Source organism: Lysinibacillus sp. FSL W8-0992 (assembly GCF_038008685.1).
GTDB lineage: Bacteria > Bacillota > Bacilli > Bacillales_A > Planococcaceae > Lysinibacillus.
This window is the reverse complement of sequence record NZ_JBBOZQ010000001.1, coordinates 1,088,174-1,105,166: the sequence shown is the minus strand read 5'-3', so window position 1 is coordinate 1,105,166 and position 16,993 is coordinate 1,088,174. Positions and strand designations below refer to the sequence as shown.

At 37.2% G+C, this 16,993-nt stretch carries 16 protein-coding genes and 1 riboswitch; of the genes, 1 reads left to right on the top strand and 15 read right to left on the bottom strand.

Features of this window, described 5'->3' with window-relative positions:
- Nucleotides 1-195 precede the first annotated feature (195 nt).
- From NSQ74_RS05365 to NSQ74_RS05325, 9 genes are all read right to left on the bottom strand, one after another.
- Entirely contained in the window at nucleotides 196-660 is a 465-nt protein-coding gene (locus tag NSQ74_RS05365) for a low molecular weight protein-tyrosine-phosphatase (RefSeq protein WP_340821948.1), read from the bottom strand.
- A gap of 59 nt (nucleotides 661-719) precedes the next feature.
- On the bottom strand, nucleotides 720-1,328 hold the full coding sequence (locus NSQ74_RS05360) for a lysophospholipid acyltransferase family protein (protein ID WP_340821947.1): 609 nt from the start codon (nucleotides 1,326-1,328) through the stop codon (nucleotides 720-722).
- Between the two features lie 88 nt (nucleotides 1,329-1,416).
- On the bottom strand, nucleotides 1,417-2,247 hold the full coding sequence (locus NSQ74_RS05355) for a putative RNA methyltransferase (RefSeq protein ID WP_340821945.1): 831 nt from the start codon (nucleotides 2,245-2,247) through the stop codon (nucleotides 1,417-1,419).
- Nucleotides 2,248-3,627 carry an MATE family efflux transporter gene (locus NSQ74_RS05350; RefSeq protein ID WP_445669055.1) on the bottom strand — a complete coding sequence of 460 codons (1,380 nt, stop codon included), beginning with the start codon at nucleotides 3,625-3,627 and terminating at the stop codon, nucleotides 2,248-2,250.
- A 143-nt stretch (nucleotides 3,628-3,770) separates the two neighbouring features.
- Nucleotides 3,771-4,538, bottom strand: coding sequence for a tyrosine-protein phosphatase (locus NSQ74_RS05345; RefSeq protein WP_340821942.1), 768 nt, complete (start codon nucleotides 4,536-4,538; stop codon nucleotides 3,771-3,773).
- Between the two features lie 270 nt (nucleotides 4,539-4,808).
- Complete coding sequence (locus NSQ74_RS05340) at nucleotides 4,809-5,768, bottom strand: ABC transporter substrate-binding protein (protein ID WP_340821940.1); 960 nt, start codon at nucleotides 5,766-5,768, stop codon at nucleotides 4,809-4,811.
- Between the two features lies 1 nt (nucleotide 5,769).
- A complete protein-coding gene (locus NSQ74_RS05335) occupies nucleotides 5,770-6,312 on the bottom strand; it encodes a hypothetical protein (RefSeq protein WP_340821939.1) in 543 nt (180 codons plus the stop codon).
- A 155-nt stretch (nucleotides 6,313-6,467) separates the two neighbouring features.
- Nucleotides 6,468-6,677, bottom strand: a riboswitch (cobalamin riboswitch).
- 154 nt (nucleotides 6,678-6,831) lie between these two features.
- Nucleotides 6,832-7,377, bottom strand: a complete 546-nt coding sequence (locus NSQ74_RS05330) for a glutathione peroxidase (protein ID WP_340821938.1) — start codon at nucleotides 7,375-7,377, stop codon at nucleotides 6,832-6,834.
- Between the two features lie 237 nt (nucleotides 7,378-7,614).
- The gene (locus tag NSQ74_RS05325; protein ID WP_340821937.1) at nucleotides 7,615-8,163 is read right to left on the bottom strand and encodes a hypothetical protein; all 549 of its coding nucleotides are present in this window, start codon (nucleotides 8,161-8,163) and stop codon (nucleotides 7,615-7,617) included.
- 93 nt (nucleotides 8,164-8,256) lie between these two features.
- On the opposite strand from NSQ74_RS05325, the gene ytvI reads away from it, so the two are divergent.
- Complete coding sequence (gene ytvI / locus NSQ74_RS05320) at nucleotides 8,257-9,315, top strand: sporulation integral membrane protein YtvI (protein WP_340821935.1); 1,059 nt, start codon at nucleotides 8,257-8,259, stop codon at nucleotides 9,313-9,315.
- A 413-nt stretch (nucleotides 9,316-9,728) separates the two neighbouring features.
- On the opposite strand, the gene NSQ74_RS05315 is transcribed toward ytvI, so the two are convergent.
- The 6 genes from NSQ74_RS05315 to NSQ74_RS05290 all read right to left on the bottom strand — a co-directional run bounded on the left by NSQ74_RS05315 (nucleotide 9,729) and on the right by NSQ74_RS05290 (nucleotide 16,945).
- Nucleotides 9,729-10,892: a C40 family peptidase gene (locus NSQ74_RS05315; protein WP_340821934.1), complete on the bottom strand. Its 1,164-nt coding sequence runs from the start codon at nucleotides 10,890-10,892 to the stop codon at nucleotides 9,729-9,731.
- Nucleotides 10,893-11,446: 554 nt separating this feature from the next.
- Nucleotides 11,447-13,432, bottom strand: a complete 1,986-nt coding sequence (locus NSQ74_RS05310; RefSeq protein ID WP_340821932.1) for an ABC1 kinase family protein — start codon at nucleotides 13,430-13,432, stop codon at nucleotides 11,447-11,449.
- Nucleotides 13,433-13,682: 250 nt separating this feature from the next.
- Nucleotides 13,683-14,633, bottom strand: coding sequence for a c-type cytochrome (locus NSQ74_RS05305; RefSeq protein WP_340821931.1), 951 nt, complete (start codon nucleotides 14,631-14,633; stop codon nucleotides 13,683-13,685).
- A gap of 458 nt (nucleotides 14,634-15,091) precedes the next feature.
- Nucleotides 15,092-15,799: a DsbA family oxidoreductase gene (locus NSQ74_RS05300; RefSeq protein WP_340821930.1), complete on the bottom strand. Its 708-nt coding sequence runs from the start codon at nucleotides 15,797-15,799 to the stop codon at nucleotides 15,092-15,094.
- A gap of 10 nt (nucleotides 15,800-15,809) precedes the next feature.
- Nucleotides 15,810-16,586, bottom strand: a complete 777-nt coding sequence (locus tag NSQ74_RS05295; protein ID WP_340821929.1) for a sulfite exporter TauE/SafE family protein — start codon at nucleotides 16,584-16,586, stop codon at nucleotides 15,810-15,812.
- Nucleotides 16,587-16,717: 131 nt separating this feature from the next.
- Nucleotides 16,718-16,945 carry a sulfurtransferase TusA family protein gene (locus NSQ74_RS05290; protein WP_340821927.1) on the bottom strand — a complete coding sequence of 76 codons (228 nt, stop codon included), beginning with the start codon at nucleotides 16,943-16,945 and terminating at the stop codon, nucleotides 16,718-16,720.
- Between the last annotated feature and the right edge of the window lie 48 nt (nucleotides 16,946-16,993).

Here is a 16,993-nt window from a genome sequence, read left to right as displayed (position 1 = left end):
AAAGTTTATAAAAATCATAGATGTACAACTGCACATCTGCAAATGGTATTTAAATACTTTTCGTATCTTTACTCTGCAAATAATAACATATTGATGCTTACAAAGCTAGATATACCAATGTCTAACGTAATGTTTTCTGAACAGGTTGTTGCATGAAATATTTTAATTTTAAGGCTCTTAATCGTTCTTACATGTTCATAGCTTTTGCTCTTGCTTAATTTTTTCTAATAAAGCCCGACAGCCTTCTAGCACTAAATCATAAGTTTCCTGAAAATCCTCTGTATAGTATGGATCAGGTACATCCATCCGATGGTCCGTTAAATCTAAAAAACGAAAAATTTTTGGAGAATCGGGATTTCCAAGCATCGTGTAAATGTTACGAATATTATTTTCATCCATTCCAATAATGTAATCGAATTGGTCAAAATCTTGCTTATGTAGTTGTCTACTTTGCATTCCTGTCGTCGAAATACCATATTCTCGCAACTTGTCTTGTGTACCTCGATGTGGAGGCTCGCCAATATGCCAAGAGCTTGTTGCAGCCGAATCTACTTTTATTTTGTCATGCAACTTCTCTTTTTTTATTAAATCTCGCATAACTGCCTCAGCCATTGGAGAGCGACATATATTCCCTAGGCAAACAAAAAGTACATTAATCATGAAAAATGCCCCCTACGACAAAGCACCCAAAATCAACTTGATTCTGAGTGCTGTCCGTATTATTTTTTATCCGCTGCAATTCGTTTATTTAATTCGTCTGTTAAGGCTATAAGCTCGTGTTCAAGATGGAGTGTAAATTCCTCACGCCCTTCTTTTCCTTTGCCTGTTACATAAAACGGCTCACCATAGATGAGATAACCTTTCCCACGCTTAAACACATCGCCAGCATTTCGCGCTCCAACGTAAGCAGCTGGAACAATCTGTGTTTTAGACAGCTGTGCAATCGTTATAGCACCTTGCTTTAAATCAGATCCTTCTGAGTTTCGAGTACCTGATGGGAAAATCCCAACAATCTTCCCTTCCTTCAGCAACTGCGATGGAACTTTAATAACACTTGGTCCTGGATTGTCACGGTCAACTGGAAAGGCGTTTAAATGGTTAATAAGCCAGCCAAGCCCCTTAATATCAAACAATTGCTTTTTCGCCATAAAGTGAATTTCACGAGGCAAGACTGCAACACCTAAGTTTAATATATCCACATACCCTGTATGTGTACATGCAATAATAAACCCACCATCTTTCGGTAAGTTTTGCTCATCATATACACGTGCTTTTGAACCTGATAATTTTAATATCAATTTGACAAGATTTGCCGTAAATTTATACACTGTTTTATTCCTACCTTATTCAATAGTTATTACCATTGTAATCGAAAAGAGTTGTATACTGCAATTGTCCAAGTCAAAACTATTTTATTTAGACCCGACCTACTAGGACATCGACATCAATCGTGATTTCATTTACAGTCACTTCTGCATGCTGCGCCTTATGCCAGCCCATCGGCGTCATTTCAAGCAGTGCAGGAACGAGCACAGAAGCAAGTGGCACCGTATAAGTTATACGCTCTACTGTGACATTTGAAAAACTTTCACGAAAGCGTTCTACAGTTTGCTCATTGGAGTATGTTTCTTTTGCAGAATCAGCATAAAGTTGTGAACGTAATTGTTGCAAATAGCCACTTTGTGGTACCACTTTTACGACACATCCATTTGATGTAAGCAATCGTTTAAATTCTTCATAGTTAGCTGGGGATAAAATATTTAAAATAACATCAAAGCTTGTCTTGGCAAATGGACTCTTTGCTAAGTCACCAACACACCAGATTTGCTTTGGATAATGCCGAGCAGCTGCAAGAATACCCTCTTTTGCAATATCAATACCAATGCCTATCCCTTGTTTTTGCGACAGTATACGGGCTAAATGTGATCCCTCTCCACAGCCTGTATCAAGCACTGTTTTGGCTTCTCCTATTAGTTCTGCTATTTTCTCCTCTAGTGGATCATATAGACCACTATCAATAATCGTTTTACGGGATTCAAAAAGATCTTTACTATATTTAGAAGCTGCACTATGCGTCAGCATATTTACATAACCTTGCTTAGCAATATCAAAGGAATGGTTTGCTGAACATGTAAGCCTCCCTTGATCATAGACCTGCATGGACTCCTGACAAATCGGACAAGCAAATAACCCGATATTTGCATCTATTAACGCTGCTCCTGCAGCACGTTTAGAAAGTGCTCCCATTTAATTCGCCTCCTTTTGTTCAGTAGGTGAGACAATTGCAAAACGCTCCCACTTTCGACTTTTCCATCTAAAGTATACGATAATGGCACGCATCCATTCATCTGCTGAAATAGCTAACCATATCCCTACTAGTCCCCAATCTAAAACAAATACAAATAAATAGCCAAGTGGCAAACTCATGCAGACCATCGATAAAAAGCCGATTTTCACAGGAAATCTTGCATCGCCTGAAGCACGTAATGAATTAATAACTACGATATTCATCGTACGACCTGTTTCTAATAAAATACTTAATGCTAATACAGACCCACCAATGGCTATAATCTCTGCATTATCTGTAAATATGCTCATTAACTGTTTTCTAAAAATCGTCACTACACTTACCATTAGTATTGTAAAAATAAAAGCTGAGCGCACGCTTATCCATAATTGATGATAAGCCTCATCTTTTTTACCCGCGCCTACATAGCGGCCAATAATAATAGCTGTCCCCGTACCGATTGCAACCGCAAACAAATACGTAAACATCGAAATATTCATTGCATATTGTCTTGCTGCAAGCGTTTCAGATCCTATATAAGTTGCATAATAGAGGAAGACAATTTGGCAAAATTGATAAAGCACTTGCTCAAATGCAGACGGTAACCCGATATTTAAAATTTTTCTAACATACTCTTTTGAAAAAGTGAAATAGTATTCGATTTTCACACGTATCTCCATTACCTGATACAACAGCCATGCAAATACAATAACCGCAAGTCCACGACTAATAATGGAGGAAATCGCAGCCCCTTTCACACCCAATTCCGGCAATCCTAAATTACCAAAAATCAAACCGTAGTTTAACACGACGTGAACGACATTCATACCGAGTGATACATACATTGTCTGCTTCGTCCAACCATGTACACGAATAATAGCCGCTAATGCATTAATAATAGCTTGTAAAAAAATAAAACTACCAATTATGACTAAATAACTTTGGGCATATTGTAAGACATCGCCCTTCAAATTCATCATCGTCATTAAATGGCTTGAGCCTAAGAAAAACAGAGCACTCATAATCAGCCCAACAATTAAGTTCATCGTAATTGCCAACGCTGAAATCTTTGTAGCCTCTAATAATCTTTTTGAACCTAAATATTGCGAGACAACTATCGCAGCACCATTGCCTACCACTTCAAGAATTAATATCGCAATATGAATGTATTGATTTGCTGCGCCCACACCTGATACAGCGTTATCCGATAAGGCACTTAACATAAATGTATCGGCTAATCCCATCAACATAAATAAAAAAACTTCTAAAAAAATCGGCCATGTTAAATGAAATAGACTAAATTGGTCTGCCGAATGTTTCTCTCTAATCGCATTTCCCAACAACTTCACTTCTCTCTATATTACATAAAAATCTATTGTATCTTATCACAGATTTACTACTGTAAAGGATAGCTAATACAAAAATATTTTGAATAGCTTACAAAAAAATCCCTCTCACTAACTTACTGTGAAAGGGCGGCCTATTAGCATAAGCAATTTTCTTGTAATTGCTGGCGTTTTTCTGTTGTTAAACCAAACTCTTGCTCTAAAAACACTGTTTTCGAACCATAACGACTATCTATAGCATCGAAGGCAGCTTGCAAATAATCCTCACGTGCTGACATTAATGCATGGAACTGTTGTAACTCTTGGTCATTAAAAGTATTTTGTATTGCCTGTGCCATTCGTTCTACCATAGGGCGTAAATAAATATTCGTATCTAAATAGTCTTGCATAATGGTTTCCTCGGGTACATCTAAAGCGAGCAAAATGAGCGCACCGCCAATTCCCGTTCGATCTTTTCCTACGGCACAGTGATGGACGAGGCCTAAATTATCTGGATTTTGAATTGTAGACATTAATTTTTTAAATGAAGCATTGTTAAATGGCATTTGTGCATAAAAATCGCGGAACATCTCTGGGCTTACAACCTTATAAAAATTGTGGCCGCCGGTATTTGTCGGCATCTCAAATGCGTGGTTGCCTTTTGCAGGAATTTGAATATACTTTGCTCCCTTGAATGTGGGGTTAGGATTATTTTGAGCCTCTTGTTGATCTCGGTAATCGAAAATTGTTTTTACTCCTAGTGCTTCAAAGCGCTCCTTATCCGCCGGTGTCATCTTACCTAGTGCAGCCGAACGATATAGCAATCCATTCTTAACCACTCTGCCATCTCGCGTCTTATAGCCACCCATATCGCGGAAATTTAAGACTGCCTCAAACGGAATAACCTTCATGTCAAACTGTGTCATCCACTACGCCTCCCTTATTTAAGCAATCATTTATAGTTCTATTTTATAGAACAACTGAAGATAATACCAATTATTCACAATGCCTTTTAGTAGAGATTCAAAGTCTATGAATCACCGATTGTCTTGAAGATATCGGAGGTTGAAGACCGTGAAGCCTGTACTTAGCGGACAACAACATTCACAAGCAAAAAAGTGTTAGATTGATTGCAGTCAATCTAACACTTTATCTATTTTGCCCAAATTTTAATGGTTGGCTTTCACCATTTATCCTTATTTAAATAATTCGGGATATACTGCTTTTGCTACCATCTCAACAGCTTCACCAATACGTGGACCTGGACGATTGGAAATATCAGTATCAATATAATTTACTGCTTTATCTTGAATAGCAGTAATTGTATTCCATCCATCACGCCCAAGAATTTCGCCTACTGAGTCTTCTACATAGTTTACTGTTGTTAAAATAACTTGAGGATTTTTCGCGATAACATCTTCCTCAGAAACTTTTACCCATCCTGTTTGATCACCAAATACATTGTTCACATTCGCTGCATCAAGAATCTCTTGTTGGAAAGTACCAGCTGCTGTTGTATAAATATCTGGCTTAGGGCTAATTTCTAAATAAACATTTTTCGGTGTTTCTACAGTTTTTACTTTTGCTTGCACATCCGCAATTTTCGCTTTAATATCTTTGTTTAATTGCTCACCTTTATCTTGAACACCCATCACTTCAGCGATTTGTTGAATATCTCCAAAAACATCTTCAAATGATGCGGCTGATTTAATAACAAATACTTTCACGCCTGCATCTTCAAGACCTTTAAGGGCATCTAGTGTCTCGTCATTACCTGTGTAATAAGCAATTACAACATCTGGCTTTAACGCTACAATTTTCTCGCTATTGAATGTTACGGAATCTGACACTCGTTCGATTTTTTTTGCTTCTTCTGGGTACGTATCATATTCAGTTGCCCCAACTACTTTATCGCCAACACCTAGTGCAAATAGAACTTCAGTGTTACTCGGTTGTAATGACACAACCGTTTTTGGTACTGCATCAAATGCTACTTCTACATCGCGATCATCTGTCACTTTGTAGCCTGTTTGCTCAGCTTGTTGTCCTGTTTTCGATGTATCGTCCTTTTTAGTTTCATTTGCTGTGCCGCAACCTGCCAATACAAGTGCTAACATTAACACTGTAAGCCATTGGAATTTAAATAGTTTCTTCACTTTACACATTCTCCTTCTTTTTCTTCATCGGATATGATTTGCTTATAAACGGTATTTCAGCAATACCAGCTTGTTGATTCATGTATACAGCCATTACAAAAAATACATTAGCTAATAATCCTAAGTAGTCGAAAAGGATGGCTGGTACTTCTCTTTCCTCAGAAACTTTATGTAGAACACGGTATGATTTTTTTGCCTCACTACGACATAAATGAAGCGCAGTTGCAGCCCCCGTACCTTGTGGTAAAACAAAGTTTTGGATTTCTTCCTTTACATGCCCCACATAAAAATCATAGCGCTCACTAAGCCATAACAAATCTTCTTCCGTTACCGCTAATTTGCCACGTACTGAGCCATTTACATGGTAGGCCATTGGTAAAATAGTCAATAAATCTGTCGCCACTACTTCAACTTTTTCAGCTTTTACAGCCGTCAATGCTACACCGACATGAGTTGTTAAACTATCCGTACGAATCTCAAAATCTACTGTAGATATTTTTTCACGCATGAACGGGTAGCAAGAATAACGGGCATCTTTTTTCATACTTAGTCCCTTCTTTCTTTCATGAACAGATTTTGCTTTACAGGTGCATAAAAAAACGCCGCTCCCTAGGGAACGACGAAAATAGCATATATAGTGCCGCCTCACGCGACATTGCCTATGTATTTGCCGTATATCCTCCTAGCTTCCGAAGAGTTTTTATACATTAAATAAAGGTCGGTCTCCTGGCTCGTACAGCTCACTACCCAATGCAGTAGCGATATCATAAAACCTTCCCATCTTGGGTCTTCCCCTTTTCGACAGTGGCATTTTTTATGATTCTTGTACTTACAGTTGCGGAAACAGCTTCGGTTTTACACCGAATTCCCGATTATGCTAAAGTTAGCACCATTATTCTGCAAGAATTATTCACTTGATTAGCAGTTTATCATATATTGATTCGAAAGAGTAGTTGCGAGATTGTGGAATATTCGAATATATTTATACAAAACTTAGCACTATTTCTACATAGTGATCCGCTATTTGTTATTCCAGCCTAAAAATTCTGATTAAAATAGCTAGTTATAAAATTTTTTCAATAGCTTGCTCAATATCTAATTGTGAATCTGTTGGTTCAAAGCGCTCAACTGTATGACCTTGATTATCTACTAAAAATTTCGTAAAGTTCCAACGAATGTTACGTCCATCTAAAAAGCTAGGTGCAATTTGGATAATAGCCTCAGCTAACATCTTTTCCTGCATATTCGCCTTTCCGAATTCACGAAAATCTACTTCATGCTTTAAATAATTGAATAACGGATGTGTCTCTTCTCCATTAACCTGAACTAGTTCAAAAATCGGGAAAGTTACTCCGTAGTTAAGTTGACAAAGTTGAGTTGTCTCAACTCCATCTTCTGGGTTCTGCTGTCCAAACTGATTACATGGGAAACCTAAAACAACGAAATTTTCCTTGTCATATTTATTATACATTTTTTGTAAATCTTCAAATTGATATGTAAAATCACATTGGTTGGCTGTGTTGACGATTAACATTGTCTTTCCACGAAATGTCTCCATTGATAAAATTTCACCATTGGGCTTTTTCACTAAATAATTATAAATCCCCATTTTTTCGACCCGACCCTTTCTTATTTACAAAAATTATACTGTTACTATGCTATATACAGTTGCAGATTTACGTGTTTCCTCTTTATAGATAGTTTCTGGCTCTCGCTTATACTAAAGCTTACGTCAGTATATAAGACCTATCAAAAACTGAATCCATCCTCCTGTTTTCATTATAATCAATAACTTTTCTTTCTTCAAAATAACACACTTGGGCATAAAAATAGTCATCTCGCTATTTTAACGGATGGCTGTTTTATATTTCTTTTTGTATTTTATATCCTGCTCTTCTTCTATTAATCTCTTTGCAATATCCAGTAAGTTTTGATCATTCGTAGCATCAAACAATTTCTTGAAGGAGACAATAATATCATATCGAATACGCGATGGTTGCTTTTCATCGATACATGTTTGGAACCTTTTCGCTAAATACGAAACAATTAAATCCCTTTGAACTTGTCCAGCAAGCCCAATTTGCCAAATTGCTTGAAGAGCATGCCTTGCAGTTACTGTTTTTTCATCATATGTTACGGCCCAAATTTTTAAAAAATCATCCAGAACACGTTCTTCCGGGTCACTTTTTGCTGCTAATGCACATAAAAACTGTGCTGCCCGTGCACGAGCATGTCCATCTGTATATGTAAGGGCTTTAATAAGCTGTTCCCAAACTGCATATGTCCAATCTACTGGTTCTTGCATAATTTTTATCAATCTTCTATACGACTCGTATTCAATCTCACGGTCACGCTCTGTTAAATTACTAAAAAGTTGCAAAATCTCTTTTTCCATGATTTATCCCTACCTTCATTCTTTCAGAACGTTTTCAAATTTTAATTTTTTTATGTTACACTTTACTTAAAAATAACGATAAAAGGAGAGCTTATGAATAGAACTATAACTCGAAAGTTGACTATACGAACTCTAGCGATTATATGCCTACTTATAGCCTTATATTTTATCATTCCTGTCTCCGTGCCAATTATTTTAGCAGGTGTTACAGCTTTTTTATTAGAACCCATTGTTATGTTTTTTAAACGAAAATGGAAAATGTCGCGAAAAATAGCTGTTGCTTTTATATACATAGTAAGTGTTATTTTTATTTCTATTATTTGTTACTTTACTATTACGCAACTAATGTCGCAAATTATTTCCATTTCAAAGCAAGCACCTTACTATATTTCTAAATTATCCGAGATGTGGGGTCATATGCAAGAGAATATTTCAAAATATACAGAAGACTTTCCAACTGAAGTGAGTGCTTCACTTCAAAAAACGACAACCGACTTCATTGAGAAAGTTGAAGAATCTTTTTTAAACTTCTTTAATTATACCAAAGTTACGACCTTCTTTTCACAAATTCCAAGCCTCTTTATAAGTCTTCTTGTTTATATGATCGCCCTATTTCTATTTATGCTAGATTTACCAAAATTAAAACAGTCAACTTACAAATTTTTAAAGCCTACAACTGAAGAGAAATTGAAAATTATTACTAATCGTTTAAAAGATGCATTTTTCGGTTTTATGAAGGCTCAGATTCTTGTTAGCTTTATTATAGCTGGGGTTACACTTGTAGGTTTACTACTTATTCAACCGAAATATGTGATAGTAATGACCATAATTATTTGGATTATTGATGTTATCCCGTTCCTTGGCTCAATTATTATTTTAGCACCTTGGGGAACTTATCACCTCCTGATGGGTAATACAGCGATTGCCATTAAGCTCTTTGTTCTTGCAGCTATTTTATTAATTATTCGCCGAACTGTCGAGCCTAAAGTAATGGGTGCACATATCGGCTTACCCCCTCTGCCAACATTAATCGCGATGTTTATCGGTTTGCAATTGTTTGGCGTCATCGGCTTACTCGTAGGACCATTTGTTATCATCTTCCTCTTCGCCTTAAAAGAAACAGGGGTTATCAAATTCAATTTCAAAATTTAATATAAGATTAGATTGAAAAAAATATACTGCAGTAAGGGATATTCTATTTGATGGGCGTATAAATACCAAAAGGCACTCTCGGTTCTTTTTAAACAGAGGGTGCCTTACATTTTTGTCTATTTACGACTACTAGAATATGAAGTTATAAATTGATTGACTCCGCTTTCTTTAAGAAGTGTTTGATTATTACTGCTCCTTCTACACAAGTAATGTAAGCAGTTGGCGCAATCGTTTTTTCGTGTGATTTAATTGTTTGGACCAAATTCCTTAGTGTCTGTTACAGTTTTTAAAACTGTTATACAGATTTATGTTTATAGATTTTCAAATAAAAATAGCACCCATTATCGTTACTTGATAATGAATGCTATTTTATTTAACTTTTTTGCTATTAAAATCGTCTAACTAATATAGACTTATTGAATACGACCGAAGCCTACTAAATATTGGTTCCACCAATCAAGTGACTCAATGACTACCCCTTTATTTTGAGCATCAATCATTGTGTTATTACCAAGGTAAATACCAACATGCGCTACGCCTGAGCCATAGCTGAAGAATACTAAGTCACCAACACGAGCTTCACTTGCTGAAATTCGTTTTGTTGATAAATATTGTTGTGATGCTGTACGAGGTAATGATACGCCAGCTTGCTTGTAAGACCATTGTACAAGACCTGAGCAGTCAAAGCCTGTTGTAGGATTACTGCCACCCCAAACATATGAACGACCTAGGAATTGCTTCGCTGTAGAAATAGCATCACCTGAAGATGCAGTACCTGAACCAGATCCAACTATGATTGGTTGAGGTTTGCTACCACCGTTATTTTTACCGCTAGTGTTAGTGTTGTTGTTATTGTTGTTGACATGAACTACAGGTGTAGCTGCTTGAAGTGCACGTAAACGAGCTGCTTCTTCTTCCGCTGCCTTACGCTCTGCTTCAAGACGCTCTTCTTCTTGTTTCGTTGCAATTTGTGCCTTTAATGCAAGTGATTTTGCTTGGTTTTCAGCTTTTTTTACTTCCATTTCGCTTTCTTTTTGTTGAAGCTCTTGGAATTGTTTTTGAAGCTCTTTTTGTTTTTCGTCTAATGTTGCTTTTTGTTCTTCTAATTTCGCTTTGTCTGCTTCTTGTTGATTTACTAGCTCTTGGTCAGCATCCATTAATGTTTTTACCGCTACGACACGGTCCATTAAATCTGCAAAGCTCTTCGATTCTAGAACAACGCTTAAGTATACACCCACTGTGTTATCTTGTGCTTGGTATGCAGCCATACGCTCACTTAAAATAGTTGAACGTTGCTCAATACGTTTTTCAGTTTCAACAATACCTGCATCTACTTCTTTTATATCTGCTTGTACTTGGTTAAATACTTTAACTTTTTGATCAATTTCTTGTTGAAGTTGGTCTAACTCTTTTTCTAAACTTTTAACTTCTGCATCAATTTTCGCTTTTTTATCTATCATATGCTGAGACGTTTCTTCAGCGTGTGCTTCAATCGGTTGAACTGTATTAAATAATAGGCCGCCTGCAAGTGCTAATGCTAGCACCATCGACTTACGCCATTTATTACGCTTACCCATGGGTCTTCATTTCCCTTCATCTATCAATTTCGCTCTTTATTTTCCTATGTAAATACATGAACGATCATTTTAAAATCTTATGTTTTTATTAGCCTTTTAAAGTTTAGCATTATTGCCGTAACTTTTATACTATTTCCGACCGTTTTAATAGTTTAGTAAAACTCGAAATATAATTGTAACATTGTAATTAATACGACATTTTTCTACAAAACGTTAATATAACGCTACAAATTACTACAAATTTCTCTAAATAGCACCTTGCGCCTTGGTTATTTGTAATCTTTTTGTAATATAAAAAGGTAGGAGAATCATCCCCTACCTCAAACTGTATCCAAACTCATAGAATTAAACTACTACCATTGATTTCTGCTTCGGGCGAGCGCTTGCCGCTCCAATCAACTGAAAATGTACATTGTGAAAAACACTAGGAAATATGCGATTGACGACTTTAATTGCTTAACAAAATTGCATTGCAGCCAATGCCTACTAAATGACAAAATACAGTAATAGTGAATTTCTTTATACTTTTAATCAGCACTTTGTAGTGTCTTCTCCTACCTCATTGAGCGTAGCGCTTGAATAGATAGTCTTACTAATAAAATTGCACATAAGAACAACCCTAGATAAGCGGCAGTATTCAAATACACTGCATACGACTCATGAATGAATTGAGAAATTGCTAGTAGTGCGACCGAGATAATACCAAATGTAATGCCGACAAGTAATAAAACAAAACGTGCAAATAGCTGGGTAATGAAACGTGAGTTATGGTCATCTGAAAAAATATCATGATGCAATATAATTTTTCCGCTTTCTACTCTTTGAATAAGCTGATCGATACGTCTTGGCATTTTTCGTAAAGTAGGAATCAGCATCGACAGTTCTTCCTGCACTCGATCTTTTGTCGCCATCGGTTCTTTAAATGGTCTTAAAAATGCAGCTCTCATATAAGATGCGGAAAAATCTTTAGCTTCTGTAAAAATATCAAATTGCGAATCAATTACACGTAATGTCCCATCTAATGTTACTAATGATCGAAGCGCTAAACCAACAGAAGGATAAAACGCAAGGCCAAAATCCCGTACGACAGTAAACAACGAATGTATCAATTCTTCAGTTGGAATACGATCTACATAGGATATTTTGAGTAATATTTGGTCCATTGCCTGTTCTACCCTACCACGATCCGCATAGTCCTTATTTTCTACTAGCAACATTAAGCCATCGTATAAAATACTGGAATCATTTTGTTGAATACCTAATAAAAATAACTTTAATCCCTCTTGTTGAGTAGCTCCTAAGCGTCCCACCGCTCCGAAATCGAGGAGAATTGGTCCCCCATCTGTCTCATCAATATAAATATTTCCTGGGTGCGGATCTGCATGAAATATTCCTGAAAATAACATTTGTTCAAAAAAGGAATACAAAATTGTTCGTGCAAATTGTCTGCGATCAATATTCAATCGTCTAAATTCAGATGAACCCTCAGCCACACTTTTACCACGAACGTATTCCATTACAATGATGTCTTCATCGCAAAACTCTGTATATATTTTAGGTATACGTACTTTATATTCACTTTTGGCAAGAGCATTCGTTACCTGTAAAGTATTGCGTACTTCAATATCTAAATGAATTTCTTCCCTTAAGCCATCTGCAAATGCTCCCGCTAATTCTCGGAAGCCTAAAGACTCTGCCCAAGTAGACTTGTTTGCAAACCAATTTGCAAATTCCTCTAAAATATCAAGATCATCACGCATAATTCCTTTTACTTCTGGACGCAATAGCTTGACTACGACTTCTTCATAGTTTTTCAGTCGTGCCTTATGTACTTGTCCAATAGAAGCTGCTGCCAATGGCTCCATTTGAAAGTTTGTAAATACATCATCTACAGACATTGGAAGGGATTCCTCTAAAATCTTTGTAACTTGCTCTTGAGGTAAAGGCTTTACACTTTGCTGTAAATGTTTCAACTCATCTATAATAATAGGAGAAAATAATTCTTTGCGCGTTGAAAGTACTTGCCCGAATTTAATGAATATCCCGCCACATTGCTCCAAAGTTGTACGTAATGCAACAGCAAGCTCCTTCTCATTTTCCCGCTGCCTTGCATATTTAATCGTTTGCACTATACCATTTGTTACTGCTATTTTTAGCACCTGACGCAATCTCTTCTGCTGACGCCAGTAGCTGCGCAATCTCAACAATATTGATTTTTGCCCATTACGGCGCTCTCCACCTTTAATCCCTATTGGATCAAACAGTTCGAATACGAGATAGAGTAGCATCGAGATAAGCAACATACTACCTATCCAAATAAGCGTACTTACCTCGGTAACGGTTTGCATCATCGACTCCGATAAAAAATCTCGATGACGCAAATAGGAGTACCAATAAACAAAGGACGTAAGCGTAACACTAATAACAACAGACAGTACTCTTCGTACAAAGTTAATATTTGAGCCTATTAAACGACCACTAACAAAATAAATAATTCCTGCAACAAATATAATTTGAATAAGTAACTTCAAGTAAATCAACAAGCGCCACCTCCCGTTGTTTTTCCTAATACTGCTAGTATACCAAATTCATGTACTAACTTTCTTTTCCGAACTACTAGGGACAGCAAGATAAGTTGAAGGCAGTTCCACTATTTTCTTTTACGCATAATAGGACTTCTTATAACGTAAAAATCCACTTCGCTTTCCGCTGACTTTTCGTAAGCCGCAGAAATCTCCATGGATTTTCACTGACAATATTCAGAATTGTTTCGGTGCCTGGCACTTTTTTTTAATTCGTAGAAAGCACTTGCGCCCAATCAATCGTGCCATTTTTTACTTGATCGCGCTTCTCTTTATCCATTAAGTCGTTAGGACGACCACCTTTTGGCCAGTCTTTATCATGGTTGGCCCATTCAGGACGATCCTGCGATAAAATGTAGGCAGCTAAGTCAGCAGCATCTTGATCAGATAATGTTCCACCAGCTCCAACAGGCATATTATTTTTAATGTAGCCAGCCATTTTGGACATACGCGCCATTCCCGCACCATCATTAAAGGAATTATCGCCCCATAATGCTGGACCTGTGTTAGCGCCAGTACCAGAGCCATCTGCAGCATGACAAGCAATACAAGATTGTCCGTATAATTCTTCGCCGTTTGCTACATCTGGAACAGGTATGTTTTTCATATTACTTGTACCTGCCCATTCACGCTCTGCTCCAATCGGTACTCCTTGTGAAATATAAGCAAAGTAGGCAACCATAGCTTCAAGTTCGTCACTGTTCATTTCAAACTTTTTGCCGTTCATACTTCTTACCATACAGCCATTTATGCGTTCTTCAATCGTCACAATTCCTCCAGAACGAGCGATATATTGTGGATAGTTAGCCATAACGCCAACTAAAGAAGAGGCTTGTTCATCATAGCCTGCACCTGCATGACAGCTTGTGCAAGATAACTGATTTCCTACATATTCATCCGCAGCAACGTGCGTATTATTTACAAGCTCATAACCAAATAAAATAGCTTCTTTCATCGGTCCATCAGGTACTTCTTCGATACTCGGTGGAGCGTAGACTACCTTTTGAGAAGCTGCCGTTGTTGGAATTTTTGTCTGTACTGCTGCTTCTTGCATCTCACCATTTGCATCACCTAAAATTTTGTCACTAATCACTGCCCCAACAAAAAGTGTAGCGGCTAATAAGACTGTTCCCGCTATACCAGTAGCCATTTTCTTCATTACCAATACCCCCTTTGAATGTTAATTTTATTCTAGCAAGATAATATATGGCACGATGTGACTTTTCTCACACTTCACAGGAATAGAACCATAAAGACGATAAAAATGGAATTATTATACATAATATTTTGTTCTATAACAATAGAAACAATCCTTAATACCTCTTGAAGTACCTAATTTTTTCTGCTAAAAACTGTGCTGTCTACATAGCAAAACCCACTGTTTTCGATAAGAAAACAACAAAAATAGTATGCCAAGAACACTTGGCATACTATAGTCTCCTATATTGTAAAAACCCACTTTGCTTTCTGTCGGGCACAAGCCGCAACCCTTGCGACGCTTGGTCTATTGCGTCTTACATCTTATGTTGTTCCCGCTGGAGTCTACGTGATTTCTACTTACATACTCACAAGTTAATAATCTGAAAATTCAAAATTGTTTCGGTGCCTGACACTTACTTAGTATTTACATTCGCCATCAGCACAGGTAGCGTCTCCATGACCAACTAGATTGAAAGTTGGTTTAATGCCTGCAATTTCTGCTGCTTGATGCAATGTACGCACGAACACTTCATTTGGCTCAGCACCTTTAATGCCGTAACGATTTTCAAAGACGAAGAACGGTACGCTTTGTACGCCAATCTGTTGTGCATCATAGCGATCTTTATCCAACTCTTCCATAAAATCGTTTGGATTAGTCAGCACTTCTTTTGCTGTAGCAACATTCAAGTTTAATTCTTTAATAACTGCTAGTAAAACAGCCTCATCATTTAAATCTTTACCTTCTATTAAATAAGCAGCCATTAAAGCCTCCGTATAAGCCGCTTCTTTACCAAATTGTTTCGTCCATTTTGCTAGTCGATGGGCGTTTTCAGTATGCACTTTTTTCATCTCAGCAAAATTATATGCTAGATTAACTTCTTTCGCTCGGTCTATTATACCCTCAGTCATTTGCTGGGCTTCTTCAAACGTTACTTTTTGGTGTGCCATGAAATATTCATAATAATTTTGACCAACCTCTTTGGATGCGCCCGGATCAATTTGGTAAGATTTATATTCTATGTCTACTTGATTTGTATAGCCTGCCTTTTTTATTGCGTGCTCTAATTCTTTTTTCCCGATATAACAAAATGGACATGAGAAATCTGAAAACACTTCAATTTTCATAGTATCCCTCCTATAAAATATCCATCCAAATTTTCACTGCAGTAGCTAAAATCAGGACAGCCAATACTCCTTGTAATACTTTCGTATCCAAACTCTTACCTGCCTTTGCCCCCAATGGTGCTGCTATTAAACTAGCTACAATCATTATAGCCGCAGGGTAATAATCGACTTGACCCGTTATCAGTTTTCCTGTTGTCCCCCCAACGGAGGAGATCAACGTAATGGCTAAACTTGTAGCAATCGTCATACGTGTTGGAATTCTTAGTACAACAAGCATTATCGGTACAAGAAGGAATCCACCAGCTGCCCCCACAATGCCAGAACCAATACCGACGATAAATGCTAAAATAGCTGCTACTGACTTATTAAATGTAACCTCATTCATCGGCTTCTCATCAATTTGTTTTTTAGGAATAAACATCATAATTGCAGCAATGAGTGCCAATATTCCATATACAATGTTGACTCCCGCCTCCGATAAATATCGCGAACCAAAGCTACCTATAAAGCTACCAACTAAAATGGCTCCTCCCATATAAATAATAAGCGATTTATTTAAGTAGCCACCTTTACGATATGCCCATACACCCGCAATCGAAGCAAACAAAACTTCTACAGCACTAATACCCGATACCTCATGCGCTGTAAATGCCGTAAATCCGAGTAAGGAGGGAATATACAGAAGCATAGGATATTTAATAATTGCTCCTCCAATTCCTAGCATACCTGATACAAAAGAACCTACAAAGCCAATTATAAATATTGTAATTACCCACGATATAGCCATTCAGTTTTCCTTCTTTCAAGTCTTTTACACCTTGTCCTCTATTAATTACGAGGCATATCAAGGCAAATATCCCAATGAATTTTAGAATGAAGATGAAAGGTGAGTGTCCTCATTTGAACACTCACCCCGCATTACGCTTTTTGAATAAAGAATGTAATGACGCCAGCTTCTTCCGATTTATCTAAAATCGTGTGACCTCCCGCATTAGCCCATGCAGGAATATCCGCTAAAGCTCCTTTATCCGTAACTTGTACTTCTAAAACCTCACCTGATTTCAGTGTATCAATAGCCTTTTTCGTTTTCACGATAGGCATTGGGCAAGATAAGCCCTTTGCATCTAATTGTAAGTTCGCGTTCATGTTAATCTCCTTTTAAATTGTGTGAGAATTGTGTGGGTGCCTGGCACT